The following is a 24113-nucleotide window of genomic DNA, read 5'->3' on the forward strand; positions in this document are numbered from 1 at the left end:
GCCTCCCCTCAATGCTATCTGCCGCGCTCCATCTGCCCAAGGAGCTCGCGCGCCCGCGCGTTCCCCGGACTCACCTGGAGGCAGCGTTCGAGGAGCGGCCGTGCCTTTTCGAACTCCATCTTCCCCATCGAAATCTCCGCGAGGCCGAGCAGCGCGTCCGGATCGTCCTTCCGGCGCTCGATCGCGAGCCGGAACTGCTTTTCGGCATCCCCGGTCTTCCCTTCCGTCAGGTAGAGTTTTGCTGAATTGCTGTAGGCTTCTGGATCAGCGGGCGCAAAATCTTTCGCGCAGTCGAATTCACGCATTGCCTCCCTGACTCTCCCCAGCCGCGCGAGGTATCTCCCGAGGGTGTTGCGGCACACCGCGTCCCGCGGCCGCAGTTGAACTGCGAGCTTGTACTCGCGCTCGGCGAGGGCGATTTCACCAGTCGCCTCCAGGCCGCGCCCCAGATGCATGCGCGCGGGCGCGGAGTCCTCACGGGCCTCAACCAGCCCCCTGCACACAACCACCGCGTCCGGGTAATGACCCTCGTCTATCAATGCCTTAACCCGTGCGAGGGTTTTGTCAAACTGCTCCTGGTCCATGCTCAGCGGCGTTCTCTCTTTTTTCTCCACCACGCGCGCGGGGCCCACGCAATACACAGAACCGTCATCGGAACCGAAGTAGATCGCCCTACCCGAGAGGGTGGGCGATGAGGCTATCTTCCCTCGCGCCTTGAACTTCCAGACCAGCCTGCCCTTTGCCATGTCAATGCAGTAGAGATATCCATCAATCCCCCCCACCACGAGCCTCCCCTGTGAGACACAGGCGGAGCTCGCCACCGCCCCTGCCGTTCTGAACGTCCAGAGTCGTTGACCGCTCCCCGCCGCCCAGCAGTACATATTGCCGTCCATCGAACCGAGAACCACCCGCTCCCCCTCAATGGCGGCGGTAGCCCTGATCGCTTTATCGGTCTTCGCATGCCAGAGCGACTTTCCCATGCGGGCGTCGATGCAGTGCATTTTCCCGTCCTTCACACCAGCAAATATCCTCTCCCCGCTCACCGCCGGTGAGGCGCTCACGGCTGATTTCAGATCGCTCTTCCAGAGCCTGCGGCCGGTCTCGGCCTCGAGGCAGTAGACATTGCCATCCTCGCATCCGAAAACGATCCTGTCGTCGACCAGCGCGGCTGATGAAATGATGTCGCCGCGAAAGGGAACATCCCAGATGTCTTTTCCGTCTTCGCTATTGACGCAGGAAAATCTTCTATCCATCCTCCCGAGGTAGACGCGCCCTTCCGCGACGAGCGGCGTCGCGAGTATCCGCTCCGGAAACCGCTTCCTCCACATCTCCTTCCCGCTCGCCTCATCGAGGCAGTAGAGCACCCCCTTCTCCTCGACCTGACTCTCCCTCCCCACCTGTTTCACTTCAATAAGGCTCGAGGTAAAGAAAATCTTCCCCTCCGCGACCGCGGGTGTGCCCAGATCTCTGTGCCGCGCACGGAACCTCCAGACCTGATCCCCCGTCTCTGCATCCATGCAGTAGAGGCATCCGTCACCCGCCGCGATATACGCCCTGCCGTCCGATATAACCGGCGAACTATTCACGGGGCCCCTCGCCTGGAATTGCCAGATGACATCCACGGCGTCGGGTATCTCCCCTTCTCCGCCCCCCCCCTCCATTCCCGCACGGGAGAGCGCGCGCGCTTCAGGGCCGGAGCTCCAGGCCCGCGCCGCAAAGGAAAACATCAGCACGCACATGCCGAATCTCATTCGCACCGTCTCTTCTGACATGGCACCTCTCGACGACATCAGGGATGCTCACGGCATCAATTTTACAATTGCAGTGCCCCTGTCCGCCCCACGCCCTCTACCGGTTCCTTACCAGCCTCGCCGCGTAACCGCCGTCGCATCCGCTCCTGTGGGGATAGAGACTGATTTGATCCTCAATACCGAAGGCGGGGAATTCCTGAAGGAACCGCTCGACCACCTTCTCATTCTCCTCTGGCTCGATGCTGCAGGTGCTGTACACAAGAATCCCACCCCGACGCACCACCGCCGCGCCCGCGGTGAGCAGTGCCACCTGCCGCCCCGCGAGCCTACCGATGTCGTTCTCGCTCACGCGCCACCGCGCCTCGGGCCTGCGCCTGAGCACTCCCGTGTTCGAACATGGCGCGTCGACGAGCACGCGGTCCACGGGCTGCGTGTCGATGGATGTCCCCGCCCTCAGCGCGTCACCGATGACCACCGTGATGCAGTTCAATCCAAGGCGTTTCGCATTTTCGGATATCATGCCCGCTTTTCTCCCCCTCAGCTCCACGCAGATGACCTCGCCCTCATCACCCATCGCCTCAGCGATGCCAGTCGCCTTGCCGCCCGGCCCCGCACAGAGGTCGGCGATCCGCTCCCGGGCCCGAGGCCCCAGGAGATCGACCACGCGCATCCCGGAAACATCCTGCACCTGGAACAACCCTTCGCGGAACGAGGCAAGATCTCTCAGGGGGCACGGCAGCTCCTCAATGTCAAGCGCGAGCGGATGGCCGCCATGGGGAACCGCGCGGGCGCTCTCCCGTGCGAGCCTTGTCATGAGCTCATCGCGGCTGATCCGTACTCTATTAACCCTCACGGTGAAGGGGGGCGCCGTGTTGTTTGCGACACAGAGCGCCTCTACCTCAACCCTCCCCCATCGCGCGAGCCAGCGCTCCACCAGCCACAGCGGATGGGAGTGAGCGGCCGCGAGGGAGGACGCGGGAGATCCCTCTCCCGCGAGCGGCGCGATTTCCCGCTGGCTCCGTTGCGCCCTCCGCAACACCGCATTGACGAACTTTTCTGATCCCTTGGGGCCAAAGCGCTTGGCCAGTTCCACCGTCTCGTCCACCGCCGCGTAGGCAGGGACGCGATCGAGGTACAGGAGCTGATACACTCCAAGTCTTAAAATGTCGTCGATGCCGGGCGTAATCTCCCGCATCCCCCTGCCCGCGCACCGCTCGATGACCGCGTCAAGTGTCCCCCTCCTCCTCAAACAGCCGTAGGCGAGCTCCGTCGCCAACCGCCGGTCCTCCAGCGGAAGCGCGGATAACCTGAATTCACGGTCGAGCAGCTCAGAGACAAACACATCAGACCTGAGCGCACCCCGCAGCACCCTGAACGCAGCCTCGCGCGCAGTCATAGTAGTCAGGATTAATAATCAGCACTAAGCCGTAAGCTATAAGTTGTAAGCCTCATGCTTAATTCTTAGAGCTAAATGCTTACTGCTTAAAGCTATCCCAGTTTCGTCCCCACAAGGCCGCGGCGGCCCGCCACGAATTGCGCAGCGGCCATGCGCTTCTTCCCCGCCGGCTGTACCTGCCTGAGGATAAGAGATCCCCTCCCCGTGCCGACATGGATGCCCCGATCATCACAGCGGGTGATCACCCCGGGCTCCCCTGCCCCTCCCCTATCCAGGTCGGCATCGAGCACCTTGAGGAGCGTCGTATTGCCATGGGACAGCAGGTGGGTGTAGGCACCAGGCCATGGATAGAACGCCCTCACCCGGCGCGCGAGCTCGATTGCGGACGAACGCCAGTCAATGAGACCTTCAGACTTGCTCACCTTGGGAGCGAATGTCGCCCGCGCACTGTCCTGTGGCCTGCCGGTCACGCCCCCTCCCTCGATATCGCGCACCGCCTTGAGCAAGAGCCTGCTCCCCGCCTCCGCTAACTGGATACTCAAACTCTCGCAGGTGGCTGTCGGGGGGATTGACACTGTTTCCTGAGCGATAATGTCCCCCGCGTCCATCTCTTCTCCGACATACACAATCGTGCTACCCGTCTCACGCTCCCCGCTGAGAATCGCGCGCGGGATGGGCGCCGCCCCACGGTATTTCGGCAACAGCGACGGATGGAGATTGATTGTCCCGCGTGGGGGGAGCTCCCAGAGCCCCCGGGGGAGAAAGCTGCCGTACGCCACGACCGCGATCAGGTCGGGATTGATATCCGCAATCTGATTCATGAACCGGACGTCCGTGAGCCTCTGCGGCTGCAACACCATGAGGCCGAGCTCAAGGGCGCGCCATTTCACCGGCGGGGGAGAGAGCACGAGGCTTCTGCCCCTCGGTCTGTCCTCCTGGGTGACCACGGCGAGAACATCCTGCCCGCCCTGCGCGAGCGCGTTGAGGCTTGGCAGCGCGAACTCCGGCGTTCCCATAAATACGATTCTCACGAAAAATCTCCTCTCCGGCTAAATCCCAGACCCCGAATCCCGGATCCCAAGAAAACGGCTATTTTCTTCTCTGCTTTGGGATTTGGGATTTGGGATTTCTACTATATCCCCCACTCCCACTCCATTCCTCTCAAACCAGCCTTGATTCATCTCGAGGGCGTACTGAAATGGCTGGGGTGATGGATGGCGGGTGACAGGGTCGTACGGCTGCATCTGTTCTATGTGGATTATCCTCCCGCTCCCGTCCATGAACGCGATGCTCAACGGGATACGCGTATTCTTCATCCAGAAACTCACCATCACGGGTGAATTGTACACAAAGAGCATCCCCTCACTGCCGCCGAGGGATCTCCGATACATCAAGCCGCGGGCCTGCTCCTCGGGCTTCCTGGCAAGCTCCGCGATGATTGTCTTCCCCTTGGCGCGGAGCCTCGCCTTTTCAAGCCTGAGGCGCGGGGGCTCATCGCTGCACGACACGAGGGCAAGGATGAGCGCGCACGACAGGATAGCTCCGCGCGACCTATGCAGCAATTTCGTCTCCTCCCGAGGTCAAAACGGCACCGATGAGAAAGGCGAGGTGTATGAACACGTAGAGCGCGAGCACGCACCGCGGCTGCAGCCCGATCCCCATGAACAGCACAAAGAACAGCACGCACACGGCGAGCGCGAGCGCATAGATACTCATCTGGAGGATCGCGCGGAATGAACGCCTCGAACCGCGCAGCAACGCCACCACCTTCCCGATGAGCGCGGCGGCTGCCGACTGCGCGAACAGGACAAGCACCAGAGCCCCGTACAGGCCCGCGATGTAGAACGCCATTTTCGTGTAACCAACCGTGAGCCCGCTGAAATAGTTCCTGTCTATCGAGAGGTTTCTCATCTCCCCGAAGTTACGCTCGATAGAAGTCTCACCCAGTTTGAATACAATCGCTCTCCTCTTGATGAGGACCCCCCCGCTATACCTCGGATCCACACGATCTGTTTTTCCCGTGGTGTCAATGATCACCGCAAAATTTGCCTTGTCGCCTACCCTTCGCTCGACCAGATGCGGCTGCGCCACTTCCGCCCGCGCCTCCCCGTCGAGGATCGTCACCGGGGGGAGATTGTCGCGGCACCAGAGCAAGAGGTTGTTCAGGAAAATCAACTGCACGACTGCAATCACCGCGAGGACCGTGCCAAAGAACCCCGCTACCGTGAGGAGATGGCGAAACGCTGCGCCGAACGGCAGCGCGGCAACCTCCTGATAGAACCGCAGATCGGATGCGCTTTTCCACAGATCAGAAAAAAATTTGCCGAACCTTCTGTTCACCTCATCTCCTCTCTCACATCATTGAGCCTATCAGAACAAAAACCTGGGCGACCAGATATCTTTTTCCCGTTTCCTCAAAAGGTACAGGACACTCACGGCCGCGGCTTCCTTACATTTATCCTTACTCAGTAATGGTGCGATGCACTTGACCACCTCATCGTCATCCAGATCGATCGCCAGGCTTAACCCCCTTGCTATCTCCTCAGCAGAATTGCCGGAAAGGAGATCACGAAGGCAAGGAATGATACAATTGCATTTCGCAACAGCGAATTTCCAGAGGATCCATTGCTTGTCTCTCTTGAGTTGTGGTTCAACCAATTTCCACCCCGAGCGGTCTCCGATGCACAAGAGACAACAGGCAGCAGCGAACCTCATGCTTTCTCTTTTGCTCTTCAATTACGTCCATAATTACCGGCATTCCTGATTTGTCCCCAAATTGCAGCAATGTCTCCGCGGTTTGGAACCGATACTCCTCATCTGCCTCGGTGAGGTCTTTTTTAATTATCTCAATTCCCGAAAAATCGCCGCCGCGCGCCAGAAAGTCGAAAGCGACATTCCTTATCTGCCAGTTGGGGCTTTTGAGCATATCTATAAGAACACGGCGAGCTGCATCCTTTTTCTCGCCTTCATGAAAAAGGTAGCCCGCAGCGCTTGCCTTGCGCATATCGGCAGCATGTAATCTCACCGCGGATTTCGAATCTTCATCGTTGCCCGCAACTCCCTTGAATGTCATTTGACTGCTGATCTGCTGTGCCCGAGGGGAATACATCTCATCAGCTTCAGACAGGGCAATTCCTGCAAGTGCCTCAATCCCTTTCGGATCATGTACCCTGCAAAGATCGCGTGCCGCATATACGCGCATATCCTCATCTTTGCCACACAGGGATTCCCTAAGCACCGCTATCCCGGAAGACTCACCGAGTCTTGCCAACCCGTACGCCAATGCCATCCTGACGTGGGGACTGCTGTCTTTCAGTCCCCGCTGCAACACAGGGATTGCTCTTTTGTCTTTTAGAGATGCAAGGGCGTCATAAAAAGATATCGCATAATTCTCTTTCCAAGAGCTGGATTTTTCTCGATATGCCCACTCCAGATCCTTCCAGGCATCTTCATGCGGAGAAGCGAGTATATGCCAGCATTTTAGCTGATAGGATTGCGCCTGTTCCGCGCTGATCAATCGGCGGCTCATATAATCCGGGGCACTATTTTGAACGATCAGCGCGAGTACGCAACTTAGCAGGAGCATCATCTGATGGCTTAATCCTTACTGCTACTTTTTATATCCATCCGGAAATTTCCGCATCCACTCCCACGCGCTCTCAATGATCTCTTCGATCCTCACCCGGCGGGGCGCCCATCCCAGCTCGCGCTGTATCTTCTCAGGTCCCGCAATCAGCACTGCCGGATCGCCTGGTCTCCGGGGGGCCATATCCTCCCTGATCGTCCTCCCGGTAACTCTTCTCGCGGTCTCGATAACCTCGCGGACCGAATAGCCCTTCCCATCTCCGAGGTTATAGACGTACTCCCCGCGGCAGCCGAGCGCGATGACATGCGCCTCAGCCAGATCGCTCACATGGATGTAGTCGCGCACACACGTGCCATCGCCGGTCGCATAGTCGCTCCCGAACACCTTCACGCGCTCCGCCTGCCCCAGGGCGACCTTGAGCACCGAGGGGATGAGGTGGGTCTCCGGGTCGTGATCCTCGCCGTGCGCTTCGCTCGCGCCCGCCGCATTGAAGTACCTGAGCGAAACACAGTCCATGCCATAGGCTCGGTGGTAGCGGTGCAGGATTTTTTCGAAATAGAGCTTGGATTCGCCGTAGGGGTTGATTGGCCTGGCAGGCTGATCCTCCCCTATCGGAACCCGCTCCGGCGTGCCGTAGACCGCCGCAGAGGACGAAAATACGATACGACCGGTCCCCGCCTCCCGCATCGCTTCAAGCAGGTTGAGCCCGTTGCAGATGTTATTGATAAAATACCGCGCCGGGTGCTCCACCGATTCCCCGACCAGGCTGTATCCCGCGAAGTGGATCACCGCCTCGATTTTGAATTTCCTGAGCGTCTCTTCAATGCGTGCTCCGCGCGCCAGGTCGTCCGCGATCAGGCGGGCACCAGGAGGAACGGCATCGCGATGCCCCTTCTCCAGATTGTCATAGACGGTGACGTCGTGCCCGCGCGCGAGGAGCTCGGCAATCGTGACGCTCCCTATATACCCCGCCCCGCCCGTTACCAGAACCCTCATCGCCGCTCCCCCTTCTCTCCACGTGTGCGCAATTTCCTCAAACGCCCCGAGAGCAACGTGCGGCGCGCCACGCTCATCCTGTCTATGAGCAATACGCCGTCCAGATGGTCGATTTCATGCTGGACAGCCTGTGCCGCCACGCCGGTCATCTTTTTCTCCTTCCGCTTCCCGGAGAGATTGGTGAACTCAACCGTGAGCTCCGTCGCCCGCTCGACAGAAACCACGATGTCAGGGAAACTCAGGCAGCCTTCCTCCATCGCCTGTTTCCCGCCGATCTCGCGGATCACCGGGTTGATGAGCACGATCTTGCCGCTGCCATCCCGGGGGATATCCATCACGGTGAGCCTCAGGGGCACGCCGACCTGGGGAGCTGCCAGACCGAGCCCTTCATGGTAGTACATCGTCTCCAGCATATTCTCCGCCAAACGCGCGATCTCAGGAGTGATGTCGGCGATCTCTGACGCTCGTTTCCTCAGCACCTCATCGCCAAAAAGATATATATCTAGACGCATTTATAAAATCCTTCTCCAGTTCGCCCAGTTACTATATCATTTTCTCCCACCTGAGTAAATGCCGCGATGCCCCTGCCACGATACCCAGAGTGCTCCGCGCGCCGCGCACACATGCAGCCTATGCATATTTATTCCCTTGCCCGACCACATGACATTTATCATAATCAATCCAACCTGTGTCCTTGTCAATCCCGGCCATCGGCTGGACACGCAGGGCGCAGCGCGGCCCCCCTCCAGGGCGGCGGCTCGCTCTGTGTTCACGCGTGACACCACCCTGGGATAGAGGAAGGAGTACGGTATGCAACCCCTTGCAGGCATCAAGGTTCTCGATCTGACCCGCGTTCTCGCGGGGCCTTTCTGCACGATGATCCTCGCGGATATGGGAGCCGACGTCATCAAGATCGAGCAGCCCGGGAAGGGCGACGACACGCGCGCGTTCGGCCCGCCATTCGAAAAAGGCGAGAGCGCCTATTTTCTCAGCATCAACCGCAACAAGAAGAGCATCACACTCGACATGAAGTCGGACAACGGCAAGGAAATCATCCGTCGGTTGATACAACGCTCAGACATTCTCGTTGAGAACTTCCGCCCGGGGACGCTCAAGAAGCTCGGTTTCGACTACGAAACCGTCTCGAAGATCAACCCGCGCCTCGTCTACGCATCCGTCTCCGGCTTCGGCCAGACGGGGCCGTGGTCAGCGAAATCGGGCTACGATCTCGCCATCCAGGGTCTCGGTGGAATCATGAGCCTCACCGGCGACGCGGGAGGCCCACCCTACAAGGTCGGGGTCTCACAGGCAGACCTCACTGCAGGCCTCTACGCGCTCCAGGGGATTTTGCTCGCGCTCTATGCGCGAGAGAAAACGGGGAGGGGGCAGCTGGTGGACGTCGGCATGTTCGATTGTCAGATCGCGCTCCTCAGCTTTCAGGCGGGGATCTACTTCATGACCGGCGTATCGCCCGCGCGGAAAGGGAACCAGCACCCCACCATCTGCCCCTATGAGACATTCAAGGCGCGGGACCGCTACCTCACTGTCGCTGTTGGCAATGACCGGCTCTGGCAGAAGTTCTGCGCGCTCCTCGGCCTCGAAAAGCTCCGGGATCATCCCGATTATTCAACAAACCCCAGTCGCGTGCAGCACCGCGATCGCCTCTTCCCGATCATCCAGGAGGAGATCGGCAAGAGGGAGAGCGCGCACTGGCTCAAACTCTTCGAAGAGGGTGGAATCCCCTCAGGCCCGATCCTCTCCGTCGAGGAAGCCCTCACCCAGCCGCAGACACTCGCGAGGGAGATGGTGGCCACGGTGGATCACCGCACCCTCGGGAATATCAAACAGACGGGAATCCCCATAAAGCTTTCCGAAACACCGGGGGAGATAAAAAATCCCCCACCCTGCCTCGGCGAGCACACCGACGCCGTGCTCGAAAGCCTCGGCTATTCGGGTGCTGATATCCAGGCCATGAGGGCAGGCGGGGTTATCTGATCCACGCAGAGCAAGTTGCGGCTACATTCCTTTGACCGCTGAAGGCACTGAAAATACCCCCCACGACCGACGGCGCGCGATCCCCGCCACTTTTTTAAAGAATCGCCCGCCGCGGATTATGTATAATGCGTGGGAGCGGAGGAGGCCATGCACAACGACATCACCGGCGCAAAGGCCAACTGGCAGGGCGCGGTACGAGGAGCCCGCGCGAAAATCGGCGAGCGGAAGCCGACCTTCACCACATCCTCAGGCATACCCGTCGATCTCATCTACACCCCCGAAGATGTTGCCGGCCTCGACTATGTGAGCGACCTCGGATTCCCGGGCGAGTTTCCGTTCACCCGCGGCGTGCAGCCCACCATGTACAGGAGTCGCCTGTGGACCATGCGCCAGTATGCGGGGTTCGGAACCGCGGAGGAATCGAATGCACGGTACCGCTACCTTCTCGATCAGGGGCAGACCGGCCTCTCCATTGCGTTCGATCTCCCCACGCAGATCGGCTACGACAGCGACCACCCCCTCGCCGAGGGAGAGGTAGGGAGGGTTGGTGTCGCCATCGATTCCCTCGAGGACATGGAAACCCTGTTCAGGGGAATTCCGCTGGACAGGGTGAGCACCTCCATGACCATCAACTCGACCGCCGCCATCCTCGTGGCCATGTACATCGCCCTCGCCGAGAAGGAGGGCGTCCGACGCGCCCTCCTGAGGGGGACCATCCAGAACGACATCCTGAAGGAGTACGTCGCCCGCGGCACCTATATATTTCCGCCGCGGCCGGCGATGCGCATCACCACGGACATACTCTCTTTCTGCAGCCGCGAAATCCCCCGTTGGAATGCGATAAGCGTGAGCGGCTACCACATGCGCGAGGCGGGGGCCACCGCCGTGCAGGAGCTCGCCTTCACCCTCGCTGATGGGATCGCGTACGTCGAAGCGGCAATCGCTGCGGGCCTTGAGGTGGATGCCTTCGCACCGCGGATTTCATTCTTCTTCAATGCCCACAACAATCTCTTCGAGGAAGTCGCCAAGTTCCGCGCGGCACGGAGGATGTGGGCGAGGATCATGCGCGAGCGGTTTAGCGCAGGCGACCCGCGCTCGCTCATGCTCCGCTTCCACGCGCAAACCGGCGGCTCCACACTCACCGCCCAGCAGCCTGACAACAACATCGTGCGCATCACGATCCAGGCGCTCGCCGCGGTCCTCGGCGGTGCCCAGAGCCTGCACACCAATTCGCGCGACGAAGCCCTGTGCCTCCCGACGGAGGAGTCTGTTCGCACCGCACTGCGAACGCAGCAGATTATCGCCGATGAGAGCGGTGTCGCCGAAACCGTCGATCCGCTCGGAGGGTCCTACTACGTGGAGCATCTCACCAACCGGGTTGAACAGGAGGCGCGCGCGTACCTCAAGGAGATTGACTCGATGGGGGGCGCACTCAAGGCGATCGAGAACGGCTACATCCAGCGCGAGATCCAGACGAGCGCCTATGAGTACCAGAAGAGGGTCGAGCGCACGGAGCAGATCGTGGTCGGCCTCAACCGGTACGCCTCTGACATCGAGGGCCACGGCGCCCTCTTGCGCGTCACGCCCGAAACAGAAGAGAAGCAGCGCCGCACGCTCGCGAAGCTGAAGGCATCCAGGGACAGGGCTGCGGTCACGCGGGCCCTGGATGCGGTTGAGCACGCTGCGCGCGGCGCGGATAATCTCATGCCGCCGATGCTCGCCGCGGTAAAATCATACGCAACCGTGGGAGAGATCTGCGACCGGCTGAGGGCGGTCTTCGGCGAATACCGGCCGGTGACGACACTATGAAAAGGAATACGCCGATCAGGGTTCTCATCGCCAAGCCGGGCCTCGACGGCCACGACCGCGGCGCCATCGTGATCGCCCACGCCCTGCGGGACGCCGGGATGGAGGTGATCTACACCGGCATCCGCCAGACACCGGAGCAGATCGCGAACACGGCGATCCAGGAGGACGTCCGCGTGGTTTGCCTGAGCTGCCTCTCCGGTGCGCACAACAGGCTGTTTCCGAGAGTCGTCGAGCTTCTCAGGGCGGAGGGGGCGCCCGATATCCTGGTTTTTGGCGGCGGCATCATCCCTGAAGAAGATATCCCCGCACTGAAGGAGGCAGGCATCGCGGAAATCTTCGGGCCGGGTACGATGCTTTCGGATATTGTTGCGTTCATCACAAAAAGTGTCCACTGATATCGAGGCGTCATTCCTGCGGGAGCAAGAGTCCAGACACCGTGTCCGTGCTGACCGCCGGGGATGACTGTACAGGGATAGAATCCGGTATATCGTGAATCTTGCCAGAGAAGTACTCAACCACGATCCCCGCGCGGCAAGCCGCCTCCTAAGCCTAATTGAGGACGGCGACCCACGCGCCGCCGTGGAATTGAAAAAACTCTACCCTCACACCGGCACGTCTTACCTCATCGGCATCACCGGCCCGCCCGGCTCCGGCAAGAGCACGCTCGCCGACCAGCTCATCGTGCACTACCGCTCACAGGGGCTCACGATCGGCGTGCTCGCCGTCGACCCCTCCAGCCCTTTCAGTGGGGGGGCCGTCCTCGGCGACCGCATCCGCATGCAGCGGCACGCCACGGACAGTAATGTTTTTATTCGCAGCATGGCGAACCGCAACTGGCCCGGAGGGCTGAGCCAGGCGACCGCTGAGGCCGTCCGCATCCTCGAAGCGTATGGCTGCGATCCCGTCATCGTGGAGACCGTCGGCGTCGGGCAGAGCGAGGTCGAGGTGGCGCGCCTGGCGTACACGACCATCCTCGTCTGCACACCCGCCGCGGGAGACAAGATCCAGGCACTCAAGGCGGGAGTGATCGAGATCGCCGACATCGTCGTCATGAACAAGGCTGATTTCCCCGATGCGGAGCACGCGTCGAAATCAATCGAGATGATCATTGCCATGAAACCTGCGCCCGCGTGGCGGGTTCCCGTCGTGAGAACGGTCGCGCGTGATGGGAAAGGGATCGATGAGCTCATCGGCGCAATTGAGTCGCACCGGCGGGTCATGGAATCGACCGGCATCCTCTCCAGGAAAAAGAGGGAGACCGCCAAAAGTCAGCTCCGGGACATCATATGCAGGAGGCTCTACGAAACTGCGCGGGCGCGGCTCCCGGAGGATTCCGAGCTGGAACAGTACGCCGAACAACTCATGCGAGGCTCCACCGATCCCTATTCTCTTGCGGAGGAAATTGTCAGTAGGCTGGGATGAGGACTGCGCGTTCCATGACCGCTCATCTTTGAGATAAATCCGCAACTCTCAACCCTCAACCGGAGCTTGTGAACTATGATTGTTAAAATCGACCATATCGGGATTGCCGTCAGGAAGATTGAGGATTCACTCCCCCTCTACCGTGACCTCCTCGGTCTCAAAAACATCCGCATCGAGAAGGTGCCGGAGCAGAAGGTGCGCGTGGCGATGATACGGATCGGCGAGGTAAAGATCGAGCTCGTCGAGGCGCTCGGCCCAGACAGCCCGATCTCGAAATTCATCGAAAAAAGGGGCGAGGGGATCCACCACATTGCCCTGAGCACTGATGATATACGCCGCGACATCCAGAGGGCGACATCGTCCGGAATCAAGCTTATCAACGAGACACCGACGCGGCGCGGCGACGAGTACGAAATCGCCTTCCTCCACCCCTCCTCTACCGGCAAGGTCCTCATCGAACTCTGCCAGCCGATTCAAAGCCATCGCTAAAGCGATGGACTACATAAAGTTCGCCCTCTGTAGTCCACGGCTTTAGCCGTGGCAGGCAGTCGCACAGTAGTCCGCGGCTTTAGCCGTGGCCTATTCTCCACCGCTAAAGCGGTGGACTACATTAAATTTTGCCTTATAATGTTACTCTGACAGTTCGAGAGAACTATTCAGGAGGTGCTCATCGCAATGGGCTACGGTTTCTGGGGCACACTGCTCACCGTTGATCTCACGACCGGGAAGATAGGCCAGCGATCAATCCCTGAGGATCGATTCAGGAAATATCTTCTCGGCAGCGGCCTGGCTGCCAAGCTGCTGTATGACGAGCTGGATATCAGGCTCGATCCCCTTGCCCCTGAGAACTCCCTCATTTTCATCCGCGGCCTGTTTAACGGCCTCGTGCTCCCCGGCGACAGCAAGTTCAACGTCTGCGCCCGCTCCCCCCTCACTGGCATCTGGGGAGAATCCGCAGCGGGGGGGCACTTCCACCAGCAGTTCAACGCGACCGGCTGGGACGGCGTCATCTTCACGGGGGCCTCACCAAAACCTGTCTACCTGTGGGTGAACGAAGAAAGGGTTGAAATCCGCGACGCATCGCACCTCTGGGGGCTTGACACATTCGAGACAAGCACACGTCTAAAAGCGGAGACAGATGAGAAGGCAATCGTCGCCGCGATAGGTCCCTCCGGCGAGAAGGGTGTCCTCTTCGCCTCGATTATGTTCGACGGCCACATCGCCCGCGCCGCCGGCCGCTGCGGCATGGGGACAGTGATGGGTTCGAAGAAACTCAAGGCGGTCGTGGTCCGCGGGAATAAGAAGCTTCCTGTGAAAGACCCTGAGGGCCTGAAGGCCGCCCTCAAGGAGCAGATACCCAAAATCCTTGAGGCAGCCAAGGGCCTCACCGATTTCTCCACCGCGGGCGGCGTCGAGGCGGTGGAGCTCCATGGCGACCTCCCCATCAAAAATTGGTATGAGGGGAGCTGGAAGGAGCAGGCGACGAAGATCTGCGGGCAGACGTTCATCCCCAAAACACTCGAGCGCCACTACGCATGCTTCGGCTGCCCCATCCGCTGCGCAAAGATTATCAAGCTTGACTCAGGCCCCTACGCGCCGCTCTTCGGCCACGCGCCGGAATACGAGACGCTCGCCGCCTTCGGGTCGATGTGCCTGATTGACGACTACGAGGCCATCATGGCGGCGAACGAGACGTGCAACCGGCTCGGGATGGACACCATCTCCTGCGGCGGCGCGGTCGCCTTCGCCATTGAGTGCTACGAGAAGGGGGTCATCAGTACAAATGACACGGACGGGCTTGAGCTCACCTGGGGGAACGCCCCCGCCATGGTCGAGCTGGTCGGCCGCATCGGCAACCGCAGCGGTACGCTGGCCACGCTCCTCGGACAGGGGGTGAAACAGGCAGCGGAGAAACTGGGCCACGGGTCAGAACAATGGGCGGTCCACACCAAGGGCCTCGAGTACCCCTACCACGATCCCCGCGCCTTCACCTGCATGGCGGCGAACTACGCCACGGGAAACCGCGGCGCGTGCCACCTCGAGGCGCTGAGTTATTTCCTGGGCCGCGGCGTCCCGCTCGCCGACATGGGCTACACGACGCCGCCCGATCCCCACTCGAACGAGGGGAAGGGGAAGATCTGCTATGACACGCAGAATTTTCAGGGCCTCTTCAATCCCCTCGGCCTCTGTAAGTTTTTATTCCTGGGGAGGGTCGGTCCGCAGTGGATAACCGGCTGGCTCAACTACGTCGCGGGATGGGACATCACGATGCATGACCTGCTCCACATTTCCGAGCGACTCATCAACCTGAAGCGGATGTACAACGTGCGGCTCGGGATACGGAGGAAGGACGACAAACTCCCGCCGCGCCTCGCGACTCACGCGCGCCCGAGTGGGGGGGCGAAGGGCGTCCTGCCCGATGTGGACAAGATGGTCTCCGAACTCTACGCGCTCCGCGGCTGGGATAAGGATGGGATCCCCACACAAGCGACCGCGGCCCGCTTCGGACTTGAACAGGAATACCATTTGATTGAGAAGGCCGTCACAAAAATGTAGGGTTTCCATAATGAAATATCTATTAGGCTTCCCACCGGGAACGCATCAATCAACTACCAAAACCACATTGGGGTACAGGAGGGAACATTTCCTATGATGAACTTACTTGTCATGGTATACCTTTCATTTCCACTGCTCATCGGCTGGCTCTTCTGGGGAAATAACCCCGGCGTCAAAGTGGATTTGGGGCAGATCAAGAAAAATCCTGTGCTTACCGGCGGTATTCCCGGAGGCCTTCCCGGACGAGTCAATAAAATCCAGGTGGTAAATTTTTCTCCGAAAACCGGCAATGAGATTGCCATACTGGGTTCGACCAGGATAACAATGCTCTCTTGTGAGAATTACCGGATCAGCAAGAATCTCTCTTTCGCTATTAATTTTACAACTAAGAAGAGTCCGCTCGGCATACCCGGCATAAACCCCGAGCTTGTTGATGTAGATGGCGATGGGACATTTGAAATAATGAGGGGCGGAGGCGGATTCAGCGATGTGGGGCTCCTCGATGACAAAGGGAACCCGCTCTGGATCTTCCAACCCAATCCAGGGCGACACACCACTAACAAATTGATCTACGGAGACCTAAACAAAGACGGCGCTATCGAATTCTACGCGGCCGACCGCAAAGGACTCTACCAATTGGATCCGAAAGGGAAGGTCGTTAAGAAAATCAGCGATACCTGGATCTCGGACATCAATATAGTCGATGATCCACATCGCGAAAAGTCTCTTCTCGTCGCCCTCACGCATAGAAAAGAGTTTCAAATGTTTGATTTCAATGGCGACTTAGTAAGAAGATTCACGCCCGCGTACCATTTTAGCCATTTTGACATCGTCAACTGGCCTTCGGGTCCGAATATCTTAATCGGGGTAGAAGGGTTCCACAGGTGGAAGATAGTCCTGATTGACCTCGATGGGAACACCATATTCGATCAGATGCTGACAGACTTCTGGTTATCTCACGGGCCGGAGGGAGTGGCCGTGAGGTTTGGCGAAAAAGAGCAGCCTTACCTCGCGGTCGTGGGGCATACTAAGTGGGTAACTCTGTGAGCATTTTCTCTCCCGAGGGGAAGCTCATTTATCAGGAAACTCTCAAGGCTAACAGAGGCTTTTGCGTGAATGGGTGCAAAAAGGGCAAAGGAGAGGTATTGTTGGTTGGCGATAATGGCACAGCAGTGTGGGAATATAGCTTGTAATGAGGTAGTAAAAGGGACACTCTTTGTAATATATTTGCCACCAAGCAATTAAGTGCGAATTTATAACACTGCATTCTCTTTAAACACCCAAAAGAGATTTTCTTTTGCTTCAAGATTTGATATTTAATTAGCCCCTATTTGCTTGCCATAGAGCTAATTATAAAGAGTGTCCCCATTGACTCTTGTTGTATACCTTAAACTTTTTGCTGTGGTTACAATCCATGTAAATCCGTGGATAAAAACACTGCTTGAAGTGAATTAGTGCCCCCGATTACCTAAACACTCCTTTTCCACTTGCGGCGCTGTCTGGCATGACTTATACTCACCGCGTAAAGAGACCACTCATGTGGGGCACACCGTGCTGAAGAATATTGTGGTAAAAAATCGCTACGTCGATTCTATCATGCTCATGTCCATTTCCGCGCGGACAAAAGGCGGTGCCGGCGTGAAAGAGGTTTCGGCAATGATGGGGACGGATGCGAACAAAGAGCTCATGAACGCATCCGGACTCCTGGACGATGCCGGGCGCGCCGCCGGGCCGATGGACCTCGTCATCGCGGTCGAAGCCCGTGATGACGCGGCGATACGGAAGGCCGCCTCAGCGATGGAGGATCTCCTCACCCGCCGCGAGGAAGCGTCCGGAGCCGCCGATGAGGCGCCGCCGCGCTCGCTCGCGCGCGCCCTCGAACTCTGCCCGGGGGCAAAGCTCCTTTTCATTTCCCTCCCCGGCGCCTACGCCCGCCGCGAGGCTGAGGCGGCGCTCGACAAGGGCCTTCACGTGATGATTTTCAGCGACAATGTGACCCTCGCGGACGAGATTGCCCTCAAGAGAAAAGCCCGGGACCTCGGTCTCATCGTCATGGGGCCCGACTGCGGGACAGCGATCATCGGCGGCGTCGCTCTCGGGTTCGCGAACGTGGTCAACCGCGGGCCGGTGGGGATCGTCGGCGCGTCGGGAACCGGCATCCAGGAGGTGAGCTGCATCATCTCCAACATGGAGCACGGCATCACCCACGCCATCGGGCTGGGCGGCCGTGACCTTAAGGAGGAGGTGGGCGGCATCAGCATGCTCATGGGACTGGAGGCGCTCGACGCGCACGCCGATACGAAACTGATCGTGCTCATTTCAAAACCTCCCGCCCCGGCGGTCGCACGGAAAATACTGGACAGGGCTCAATCCTGCGCGAAACCCGTCATCGTGAACTTCTTGAAGGGTGACCCGTCGGAGGCCGCGAAGCGCGGCCTCCAATTCTCACCCACGATCGAGGGAGCAGCCCTCATGGCGGTCGCCGCCCTGAGGGGGAAGAAGTGCACCCCGTCCGGAATCCACCCCGAACTCCAATCGCAGGCGAAAGAGGCAAGGAAGACATTGAACCCAAGGCAAAAATATATCCGCGGCCTCTATTCCGGTGGGACGCTCGCAGACGAGGCGCTGCTGATCCTTCAGGGGGTGGTCGGAGACTGTTATTCCAATACGCCGTTGAAACCTGAGTTGAAGCTCAAAGACTCGAAGAAGAGCGTGGGACACTGCCTCGTAGATCTCGGCGATGACGAGTTCACCCGCGGCAGGCCGCACCCCATGATTGACTTCACGTTCAGGTGCGAGCGGATCGTGCAGGAGGCCGAAGACCCGGAGACCGCCGCGATCCTTATCGACGTCGTGCTGGGCTACGGCTCGCACCCTGACCCCGCGGGCGCCCTCGTTCCGGCGATCGAGAAGGCTCGTAAGATCGCAAGCGCTGAGGGCCGGTCGCTCCCATTCGTCGCTTCCATAACCGGCACCGACGCCGACCCGCAGAATCGTTCGCGGCAGAAGACGGCGCTCGAGAGCGCAGGCGTGCTCATCGCGCCGACCAATGCCCAGGCAGCCCGCCTCGCGGGAGTCATAGTGAAAGGATAAATCGCCGTTTCGCCGTTTCACCCATTCGCCGGTTCGGTTCTATTTTTCACCACATGATATTGCAGGGGAGCACAGGTCATGAACATAAATAGGATTAATGAATTATGGCAGGATAAGCTCTCAGCTATCAGCATGGGCTTAAAGTCGTTCACCAAGTCCATGGCGGCACAGGGCGCCGGGGTGATCCATGTCGACTGGCGGCCTCCCGCGGGGGGCGACCCCCAGATGCTCGCGGCGCTCGATTCACTGCGTCCGCTCGGAGAGAAGATCAACAGAGCAAACGATACCGCGCTCACGATGATGATGGGCGCACAGCCAGTCCTCGTCGACCTCCGTCCAGCGCGGGAGGCAATCCCGGGGATGAAAGAGAATCTCATCCTCCACGCAGGGCCACCCATCGAATGGGAGAATATGTGCGGACCCATGCGCGGGGCAATCGCAGGAGCCCTGATCTATGAGGGGAAGGCGACGTCGCTCGAGGAGGCTGAGAAACTCGCCGCGCGCGGTGAGATAGAATTTTCACCGTGCCACCACCACGGCGCCGTGGGGCCGATGGCCGGTGTCATCTCTCACTCGATGTGGGTACTCTGCGTTGAAAACAAATCCAAAGGCAACCAGGCATTCGCCACACTCAACGAGGGCCTGGGCAAGGTGCTCCGTTTCGGCGCCAACACCCCCGACGTCATCACGAGACTCAAGTGGATGGAGACGACACTCGCCCCCGCCCTCGCCAAGGCCGTCCGCCACGCTGGCGGGATCAACATCAAGAGCCTGATCGCGCAGGCGCTCATCATGGGGGACGAGTGCCATAACCGCAACGTGGCTGCGACGGGTCTCTTTCTCCGCGCCATCACTCCCCACCTGCTCGCGACCGACCTCGACAAGGAGGCGATCGGACAGATCTTCCAATTCATCAGCGGCAACGACCACTTCTTCCTCAACCTTTCCATGGCGGCATCCAAGGCGACCGTGGACACCATCAAGAAACTCGAATACAGCACCGTCATGTACGCCATGGCCCGGAATGGGGTAGAGATTGGCATCCGCGTGGCAGGGCTCGCCGACCGCTGGTTCACCGCTCCCGCGGGTGAGCCTCAGGGTCTCTACTTTCCAGGCTACAGTGCTGCGGATGGCTGCCTCGACCTGGGCGACAGCACCATCACGGAGACAGCAGCGATCGGCGCCATGGCCATGGCGAGCGCTCCCGCAATTGTCAAATTTGTCGGAGGCGCGCCCGCGGACGCGATTCGCTACACGAAGGAGATGTACGAGATCTGTTGGGGAATCCACAGGGACTTCCAGCTCCCCGCGCTCGATTTTCGCGGCACGCCCGCGGGCGTTGACATACGGAAGGTCGTCGAGACGGGCATCACCCCGATCATCAACACCGGCGTGGCTCACAAGAACCCGGGGATCGGCCAGATCGGCGCCGGCATACTTCGGGCGAATATGGCCTGTTTCAAAGACGCCCTGGCAGAGTTCGCCAAAAGTTATTCACAGGAATAAGAAACAGGATGCACGCAGATACACAGGATTTTCAATTTTAACCACAGATTAACACAGATGAATACAGATTATTAAGGCGGCAACAGGGTTTCTAGCCGCTGGCTGCTGGAATGATCTTAATCCGCCCATTTTTCGTAATCCGCGGCTAAAAATGCCGTATTTGTGTTTATCTGTGGTTTACCGTTAAGGAGAATAATCCCATGGCAGGGAAGGATTACCAGTCGCTCGCGCGAGATAAAGGAAAGCGTGTCGCTGCCGCGAGCCCGCTGTCGCTGGATGGCTCAAAGGTCGTCCCCCCAGATAGGGCAGCGGCGCTCCTCTACGCCGTCATACGTCCCGGAGACCGCGTCGCCATAGAGGGCAATAACCAGAAGCAGGCTGATTTTCTCGCGAGGATTCTCGCGGGCCTCGACCCGCGCAGGATTAACAGCCTGCACATGGTCCAGTCCTCGGTCGCGCTCCCGGAGCACATCGCCGTCTTCGAGCGGGGCATTGCCCGCGACCTCGACTTCGCCTTCTCCGGCCCCCAGGCGAAGGAACTCGCGCGCATCGTAAACGAGGGGAAGGTGAAGATCGGGGCGATCCACACCTACCTCGAGCTCTTCGGCCGCTACTTCGTGGACCGCACGCCGCGCGTCTCCCTCATCGCCGCGGAGCTCGCCGACGCGCGCGGCAATCTCTTTACCGGGTTCAACACGGAGGAGACGCCGATCATCGCCGAGGCGACCGCCTTCAAACAGGGGATCGTCATCGCCCAGGTGCGCGAGATAACGGATGCCCTGCCGCGCGTGGATATCCCGGGAGACCAGGTGGACTTCGTCATCCCCTGCGGCTCATCTCCGTACATCGAGCCGCTCTTCACCCGTGACCCCGCGAAGATTACCGAGGCCCAGATTTTTATGGCGATGCTCGCCCTCAAAGGAATTTACCTCCCCTACATGGTCACCAACCTCAATCACGGTATCGGTTATGGTACGGCAGCAATCGAACTCCTCCTCCCCACCTACGGGGAAACACTGGGCCTCAAAGGGAAGGCCTGCACACACTGGATCCTCAACCCTCACCCCACCCTGATCCCGGCGATCGAGACGGGGTTTGTGGAGACCGTGCACTCGTTCGGCAGCGAGCCCGGCATGGAGGAGTACGTCCGGGCGCGGAGCGACATCTTCTTCAACGGCCCCGACGGCAGCATGCGCTCCAACCGGCTGCTGTCGCAGGTCGCCGGCCTCTATGCGAGCGACATGTTCGTGGGCCTCACCCTCCAGATCGATGAGAACGGGAACAGCTCGACGGCGACCACAAACCGGATCGCCGGATTCGGCGGGGCGCCCAACCTCGGCGATAATCCAGGCGGCCGGAGGCACGCGAGCAGCGCCTGGCTCATGGCGGGGCGCGAGGACGAGGGTCGCAGGCGCGCCGTCGGAGGCCTGCCGCGCGGGCGGAAACTCGTGGTGCAGATCACCCCCACGCAGAGCGAGAAGAAAGGCATCCCGGTCTTCGTCGAGAAACTCGAAGCTGAAAAGCTCTTCGAGCAGAAGCTCTTCCCCCTCCCGCCGATTATGCTCTACGGAGATGTGATCACGCATATCGTGACAGAGAAGGGAATCGCGGTTTTGCACCGCTGCCCGGATCTCTCAACACGCCAGGCGGCGATCCGCGCCATTGCCGGGGATACGCCGGTGGGGCGGAAGGAGAAGAATGCGGAAACGGAGCAACTCAAGAAGCAGGGCATCGTTCTCTGTCCGGATGATATCGGCGTCAGGAGGGAAGAGGCGCAGCACTCGCTCCTCGCCGCGAGGAGCATCGCCGATCTGGTCAGCGCTTCCGGAGGCCTCTACAAGCCTCCCGCACGCTTCCTCCCCGTTTAAGGATGCAGACGTATTACGGATCATGCCGGCGTCCATAATGTTATAGACTGAACGACCCCCGGCTTTAGTCGGGGGATACTTCTCCCTCGTCCCCTTCGGGGACTTTGGGAAAGATTTCTTCGCCTCAAGGCGAGGGGTTTCAACCATCCCCGATGGGGACACTAAAGATTCCTACCCGTCCCAGGCGGCTGCAGGCTGCAAAGGCGGAATAATTTCTTCATAACATATTCGGATCACGCACAATATCTAATAGGTTCGGGTTTTTACTGCGGCCTGCGAGGCTCGAAGAGCGTAAGGATTTCTCAGGAGAGGTGCAGCGGCTGGTGAGGCCTCACTAAGGATGGTGGACTCTAAAAGTCTGATACTGCGACCTTAAACGCCACATTCAATGCCAGCATAAGTTCTTCCATCGAAAATTCCCGATAATTAATACTCTCGAACGGCTTGTTCGCAAGTGCTATGCGCGGGAAGTAATGACCAATCCGTTTTTTGATCCCCGCCCTTGAATAGAACTGCCGCCATATCCATCGCAGGCCCTCATCCAGTTCCTCAGGAGACATATGTTTGGGATAGAAGGTAGCATACTGCCCGTTATACTTGGACAGGTCTTTCTCAAACAACCTGTTTTCCTGTTCCAGCTTACGATACAAGTGTGATCCTTCGCCGGGGGACAGGGCTGAAAACAATGCCAAATCAATCTTGTTCTCTTCGGCAAACTCCAGCGTTTTGCTGAAGACATCCTTGCGGTCGGAATCAAACCCGAACATGAACGAGCCGTATACCGCAATCCCGGCGTCATGGATGCGCTGGATCCACTCCCGGTATTTCTTTGGATTGGCCCAGCCCTTGTTCACTTCTTTCAGGCCTTCCTCGCTCAATGTCTCAATACCGCAGAATAAAAACTTACAGCCGCTTTGGGCCGCTAGTTTTAATAACTCAGTATCGGCAGCCCCGTCGAGGGTAAACTGACCACTCCAGGATATATTGAGCGGGATAAACTCTCGCAATAATTTTTTGACATAGATGCGGTTCCCCGCAATATTATCATCGACAAAAAATATCATCTTATCGGCGAACTCGGCTACCTGAGCGACAACATCTTTGATGGGTCGCTGGCGCACTGTGCCACGGTAAAATTTTGTCACGGAACAATAATCGCATTGGTGCGCACATCCGCGACTTGTTTCCGTATGATAAAAGTCCAAGTGCTGGACAATTCCTTTATGTATGAATGGGATATCTTTCAAGTCAATATAGCCGCTGCTTTGATATCGTCGCTTGAGTCTGCCACGCCGGGCATCATCCAGCACCTGATGCCATAACGGTTCCCCCTCGCCGATTGCAATAGCATCTGCATGCGGGAGTGCCTTCTCCGGCCATAGGGTGGGATAGAATCCCCCCATAATAACCGGCACGCCGCGGCTGCGAAATTCCTGGGCTATCCTGTTCGCTTGCGGCGCCACATGCAACATAACGGTAATACCGACGAGATCGGCAGGCTGGTCGTAATCGATATCTTGAGTATTTTCATCAATCATGGCAACTTCAACATCTGAAGGCGTCAGGGACGCAAGGGTGGGCAAGGCCAGGGGAATGGAGTTCATGTATTTGACCGATGCCTGGCCTCTACCGCTGATTTTGGGATTGATTAAGAGCACTTTCATATATTCTATGGACTGAGATGTTTAATGAAGCCTCACGCGCACCATGCGATGCCGCATGGCGTCGAACGGGTGGTTCCACAACTGACTGTACCAAAAATGCAGACGTATTATGGATCACACAGGCGGGCATAATGTTGTAAACTAAATATTCCTACCCGTCCAATGCGTTTGTATGCCGCAAAGCTAGAATATTTTATCCATAACATATTCGAAGCACGCATGATATTTAATACGTCTGGGGACTTTATTCACCTGTCCCGCCTCTGCGGGATCAGGTGCAGCGCAATTTTAGTATATCAAACTTTTTCTTTATCTCAAGCTGGCGATATGTGTCCAGCCAAAATAGAAATGTCCCCTTCTTACCAAATTAGAAATGTCCCCATGACTGTTCCCTCTCCCCCCAATGTCTGGGGGGAGAGGGTTAGGGTGAGGGGGGCTAGAAGAGATGTACTCTTCCCCTCACAGAGCCAC

General features: G+C 58.7%; 20 protein-coding genes. 10 read left to right on the forward strand and 10 right to left on the reverse strand.

Going from position 1 to position 24113, the window contains the following annotated elements; all coding sequences use genetic code 11:
- Positions 1-14: 14 nt before the first annotated feature.
- The 9 genes from NTX71_02585 to def form a co-directional block, all read right to left on the reverse strand.
- Entirely contained in the window at positions 15-1772 is a 1758-nt protein-coding gene (locus tag NTX71_02585; GenBank protein MCX6338791.1) for a PQQ-binding-like beta-propeller repeat protein, read from the reverse strand.
- Between the two features lie 76 nt (positions 1773-1848).
- Positions 1849-3147: a 16S rRNA (cytosine(967)-C(5))-methyltransferase RsmB gene (gene rsmB, locus NTX71_02590; protein ID MCX6338792.1), complete on the reverse strand. Its 1299-nt coding sequence runs from the start codon at positions 3145-3147 to the stop codon at positions 1849-1851.
- 92 nt (positions 3148-3239) lie between these two features.
- Positions 3240-4178 (reverse strand): methionyl-tRNA formyltransferase, encoded by a 939-nt coding sequence (gene fmt / locus NTX71_02595; protein MCX6338793.1) that lies wholly within the window; start codon positions 4176-4178, stop codon positions 3240-3242.
- Between the two features lie 18 nt (positions 4179-4196).
- The gene (locus tag NTX71_02600; GenBank protein MCX6338794.1) at positions 4197-4709 is read right to left on the reverse strand and encodes a DUF192 domain-containing protein; all 513 of its coding nucleotides are present in this window, start codon (positions 4707-4709) and stop codon (positions 4197-4199) included.
- Positions 4699-5487: a DUF1189 family protein gene (locus tag NTX71_02605; protein ID MCX6338795.1), complete on the reverse strand. Its 789-nt coding sequence runs from the start codon at positions 5485-5487 to the stop codon at positions 4699-4701. Before NTX71_02605 ends, NTX71_02600 begins: the two co-directional genes overlap by 11 nt.
- Before the next feature lie 30 nt (positions 5488-5517).
- Positions 5518-5805 (reverse strand): hypothetical protein, encoded by a 288-nt coding sequence (locus NTX71_02610; protein ID MCX6338796.1) that lies wholly within the window; start codon positions 5803-5805, stop codon positions 5518-5520.
- Positions 5798-6736, reverse strand: coding sequence for a HEAT repeat domain-containing protein (locus NTX71_02615; GenBank protein MCX6338797.1), 939 nt, complete (start codon positions 6734-6736; stop codon positions 5798-5800). The genes NTX71_02610 and NTX71_02615 overlap by 8 nt, the downstream gene beginning before the upstream one ends.
- Before the next feature lie 21 nt (positions 6737-6757).
- The gene (galE, locus tag NTX71_02620) at positions 6758-7729 is read right to left on the reverse strand and encodes a UDP-glucose 4-epimerase GalE (protein ID MCX6338798.1); all 972 of its coding nucleotides are present in this window, start codon (positions 7727-7729) and stop codon (positions 6758-6760) included.
- Positions 7726-8241 carry a peptide deformylase gene (gene def, locus NTX71_02625; protein MCX6338799.1) on the reverse strand — a complete coding sequence of 172 codons (516 nt, stop codon included), beginning with the start codon at positions 8239-8241 and terminating at the stop codon, positions 7726-7728. The genes galE and def overlap by 4 nt, the downstream gene beginning before the upstream one ends.
- 298 nt (positions 8242-8539) lie before the next feature.
- Here def and NTX71_02630 point away from each other — a divergent pair, with 298 nt between their 5' ends.
- From NTX71_02630 to mdcA, 10 genes are all read left to right on the forward strand, one after another.
- Positions 8540-9724 carry a CoA transferase gene (locus NTX71_02630; GenBank protein ID MCX6338800.1) on the forward strand — a complete coding sequence of 395 codons (1185 nt, stop codon included), beginning with the start codon at positions 8540-8542 and terminating at the stop codon, positions 9722-9724.
- A gap of 147 nt (positions 9725-9871) precedes the next feature.
- Positions 9872-11533 carry a methylmalonyl-CoA mutase family protein gene (locus NTX71_02635; protein MCX6338801.1) on the forward strand — a complete coding sequence of 554 codons (1662 nt, stop codon included), beginning with the start codon at positions 9872-9874 and terminating at the stop codon, positions 11531-11533.
- Positions 11530-11928, forward strand: a complete 399-nt coding sequence (locus tag NTX71_02640; GenBank protein ID MCX6338802.1) for a cobalamin B12-binding domain-containing protein — start codon at positions 11530-11532, stop codon at positions 11926-11928. Before NTX71_02635 ends, NTX71_02640 begins: the two co-directional genes overlap by 4 nt.
- A gap of 94 nt (positions 11929-12022) precedes the next feature.
- Positions 12023-12955, forward strand: a complete 933-nt coding sequence (gene meaB, locus NTX71_02645; protein MCX6338803.1) for a methylmalonyl Co-A mutase-associated GTPase MeaB — start codon at positions 12023-12025, stop codon at positions 12953-12955.
- A gap of 75 nt (positions 12956-13030) precedes the next feature.
- On the forward strand, positions 13031-13444 hold the full coding sequence (mce, locus tag NTX71_02650) for a methylmalonyl-CoA epimerase (GenBank protein MCX6338804.1): 414 nt from the start codon (positions 13031-13033) through the stop codon (positions 13442-13444).
- 186 nt (positions 13445-13630) lie between these two features.
- Positions 13631-15511, forward strand: a complete 1881-nt coding sequence (locus NTX71_02655; GenBank protein ID MCX6338805.1) for an aldehyde ferredoxin oxidoreductase family protein — start codon at positions 13631-13633, stop codon at positions 15509-15511.
- A gap of 93 nt (positions 15512-15604) precedes the next feature.
- A complete protein-coding gene (locus tag NTX71_02660) occupies positions 15605-16558 on the forward strand; it encodes a hypothetical protein (protein MCX6338806.1) in 954 nt (317 codons plus the stop codon).
- A 504-nt stretch (positions 16559-17062) separates the two neighbouring features.
- Positions 17063-18604: an acyl-CoA synthetase FdrA gene (fdrA, locus tag NTX71_02665; GenBank protein ID MCX6338807.1), complete on the forward strand. Its 1542-nt coding sequence runs from the start codon at positions 17063-17065 to the stop codon at positions 18602-18604.
- A 78-nt stretch (positions 18605-18682) separates the two neighbouring features.
- A complete protein-coding gene (locus tag NTX71_02670) occupies positions 18683-20110 on the forward strand; it encodes a DUF1116 domain-containing protein (protein MCX6338808.1) in 1428 nt (475 codons plus the stop codon).
- Positions 20111-20310: 200 nt separating this feature from the next.
- Positions 20311-21978 (forward strand): malonate decarboxylase subunit alpha, encoded by a 1668-nt coding sequence (gene mdcA, locus NTX71_02675; GenBank protein MCX6338809.1) that lies wholly within the window; start codon positions 20311-20313, stop codon positions 21976-21978.
- 350 nt (positions 21979-22328) lie between these two features.
- On the opposite strand, the gene NTX71_02680 is transcribed toward mdcA, so the two are convergent.
- A complete protein-coding gene (locus NTX71_02680; GenBank protein ID MCX6338810.1) occupies positions 22329-23642 on the reverse strand; it encodes a radical SAM protein in 1314 nt (437 codons plus the stop codon).
- Positions 23643-24113 lie beyond the last annotated feature (471 nt).

It is taken from the genome of Candidatus Auribacterota bacterium, from assembly GCA_026392035.1.
GTDB lineage: Bacteria > Auribacterota > Tritonobacteria > UBA1439 > UBA1439 > JAPLCX01.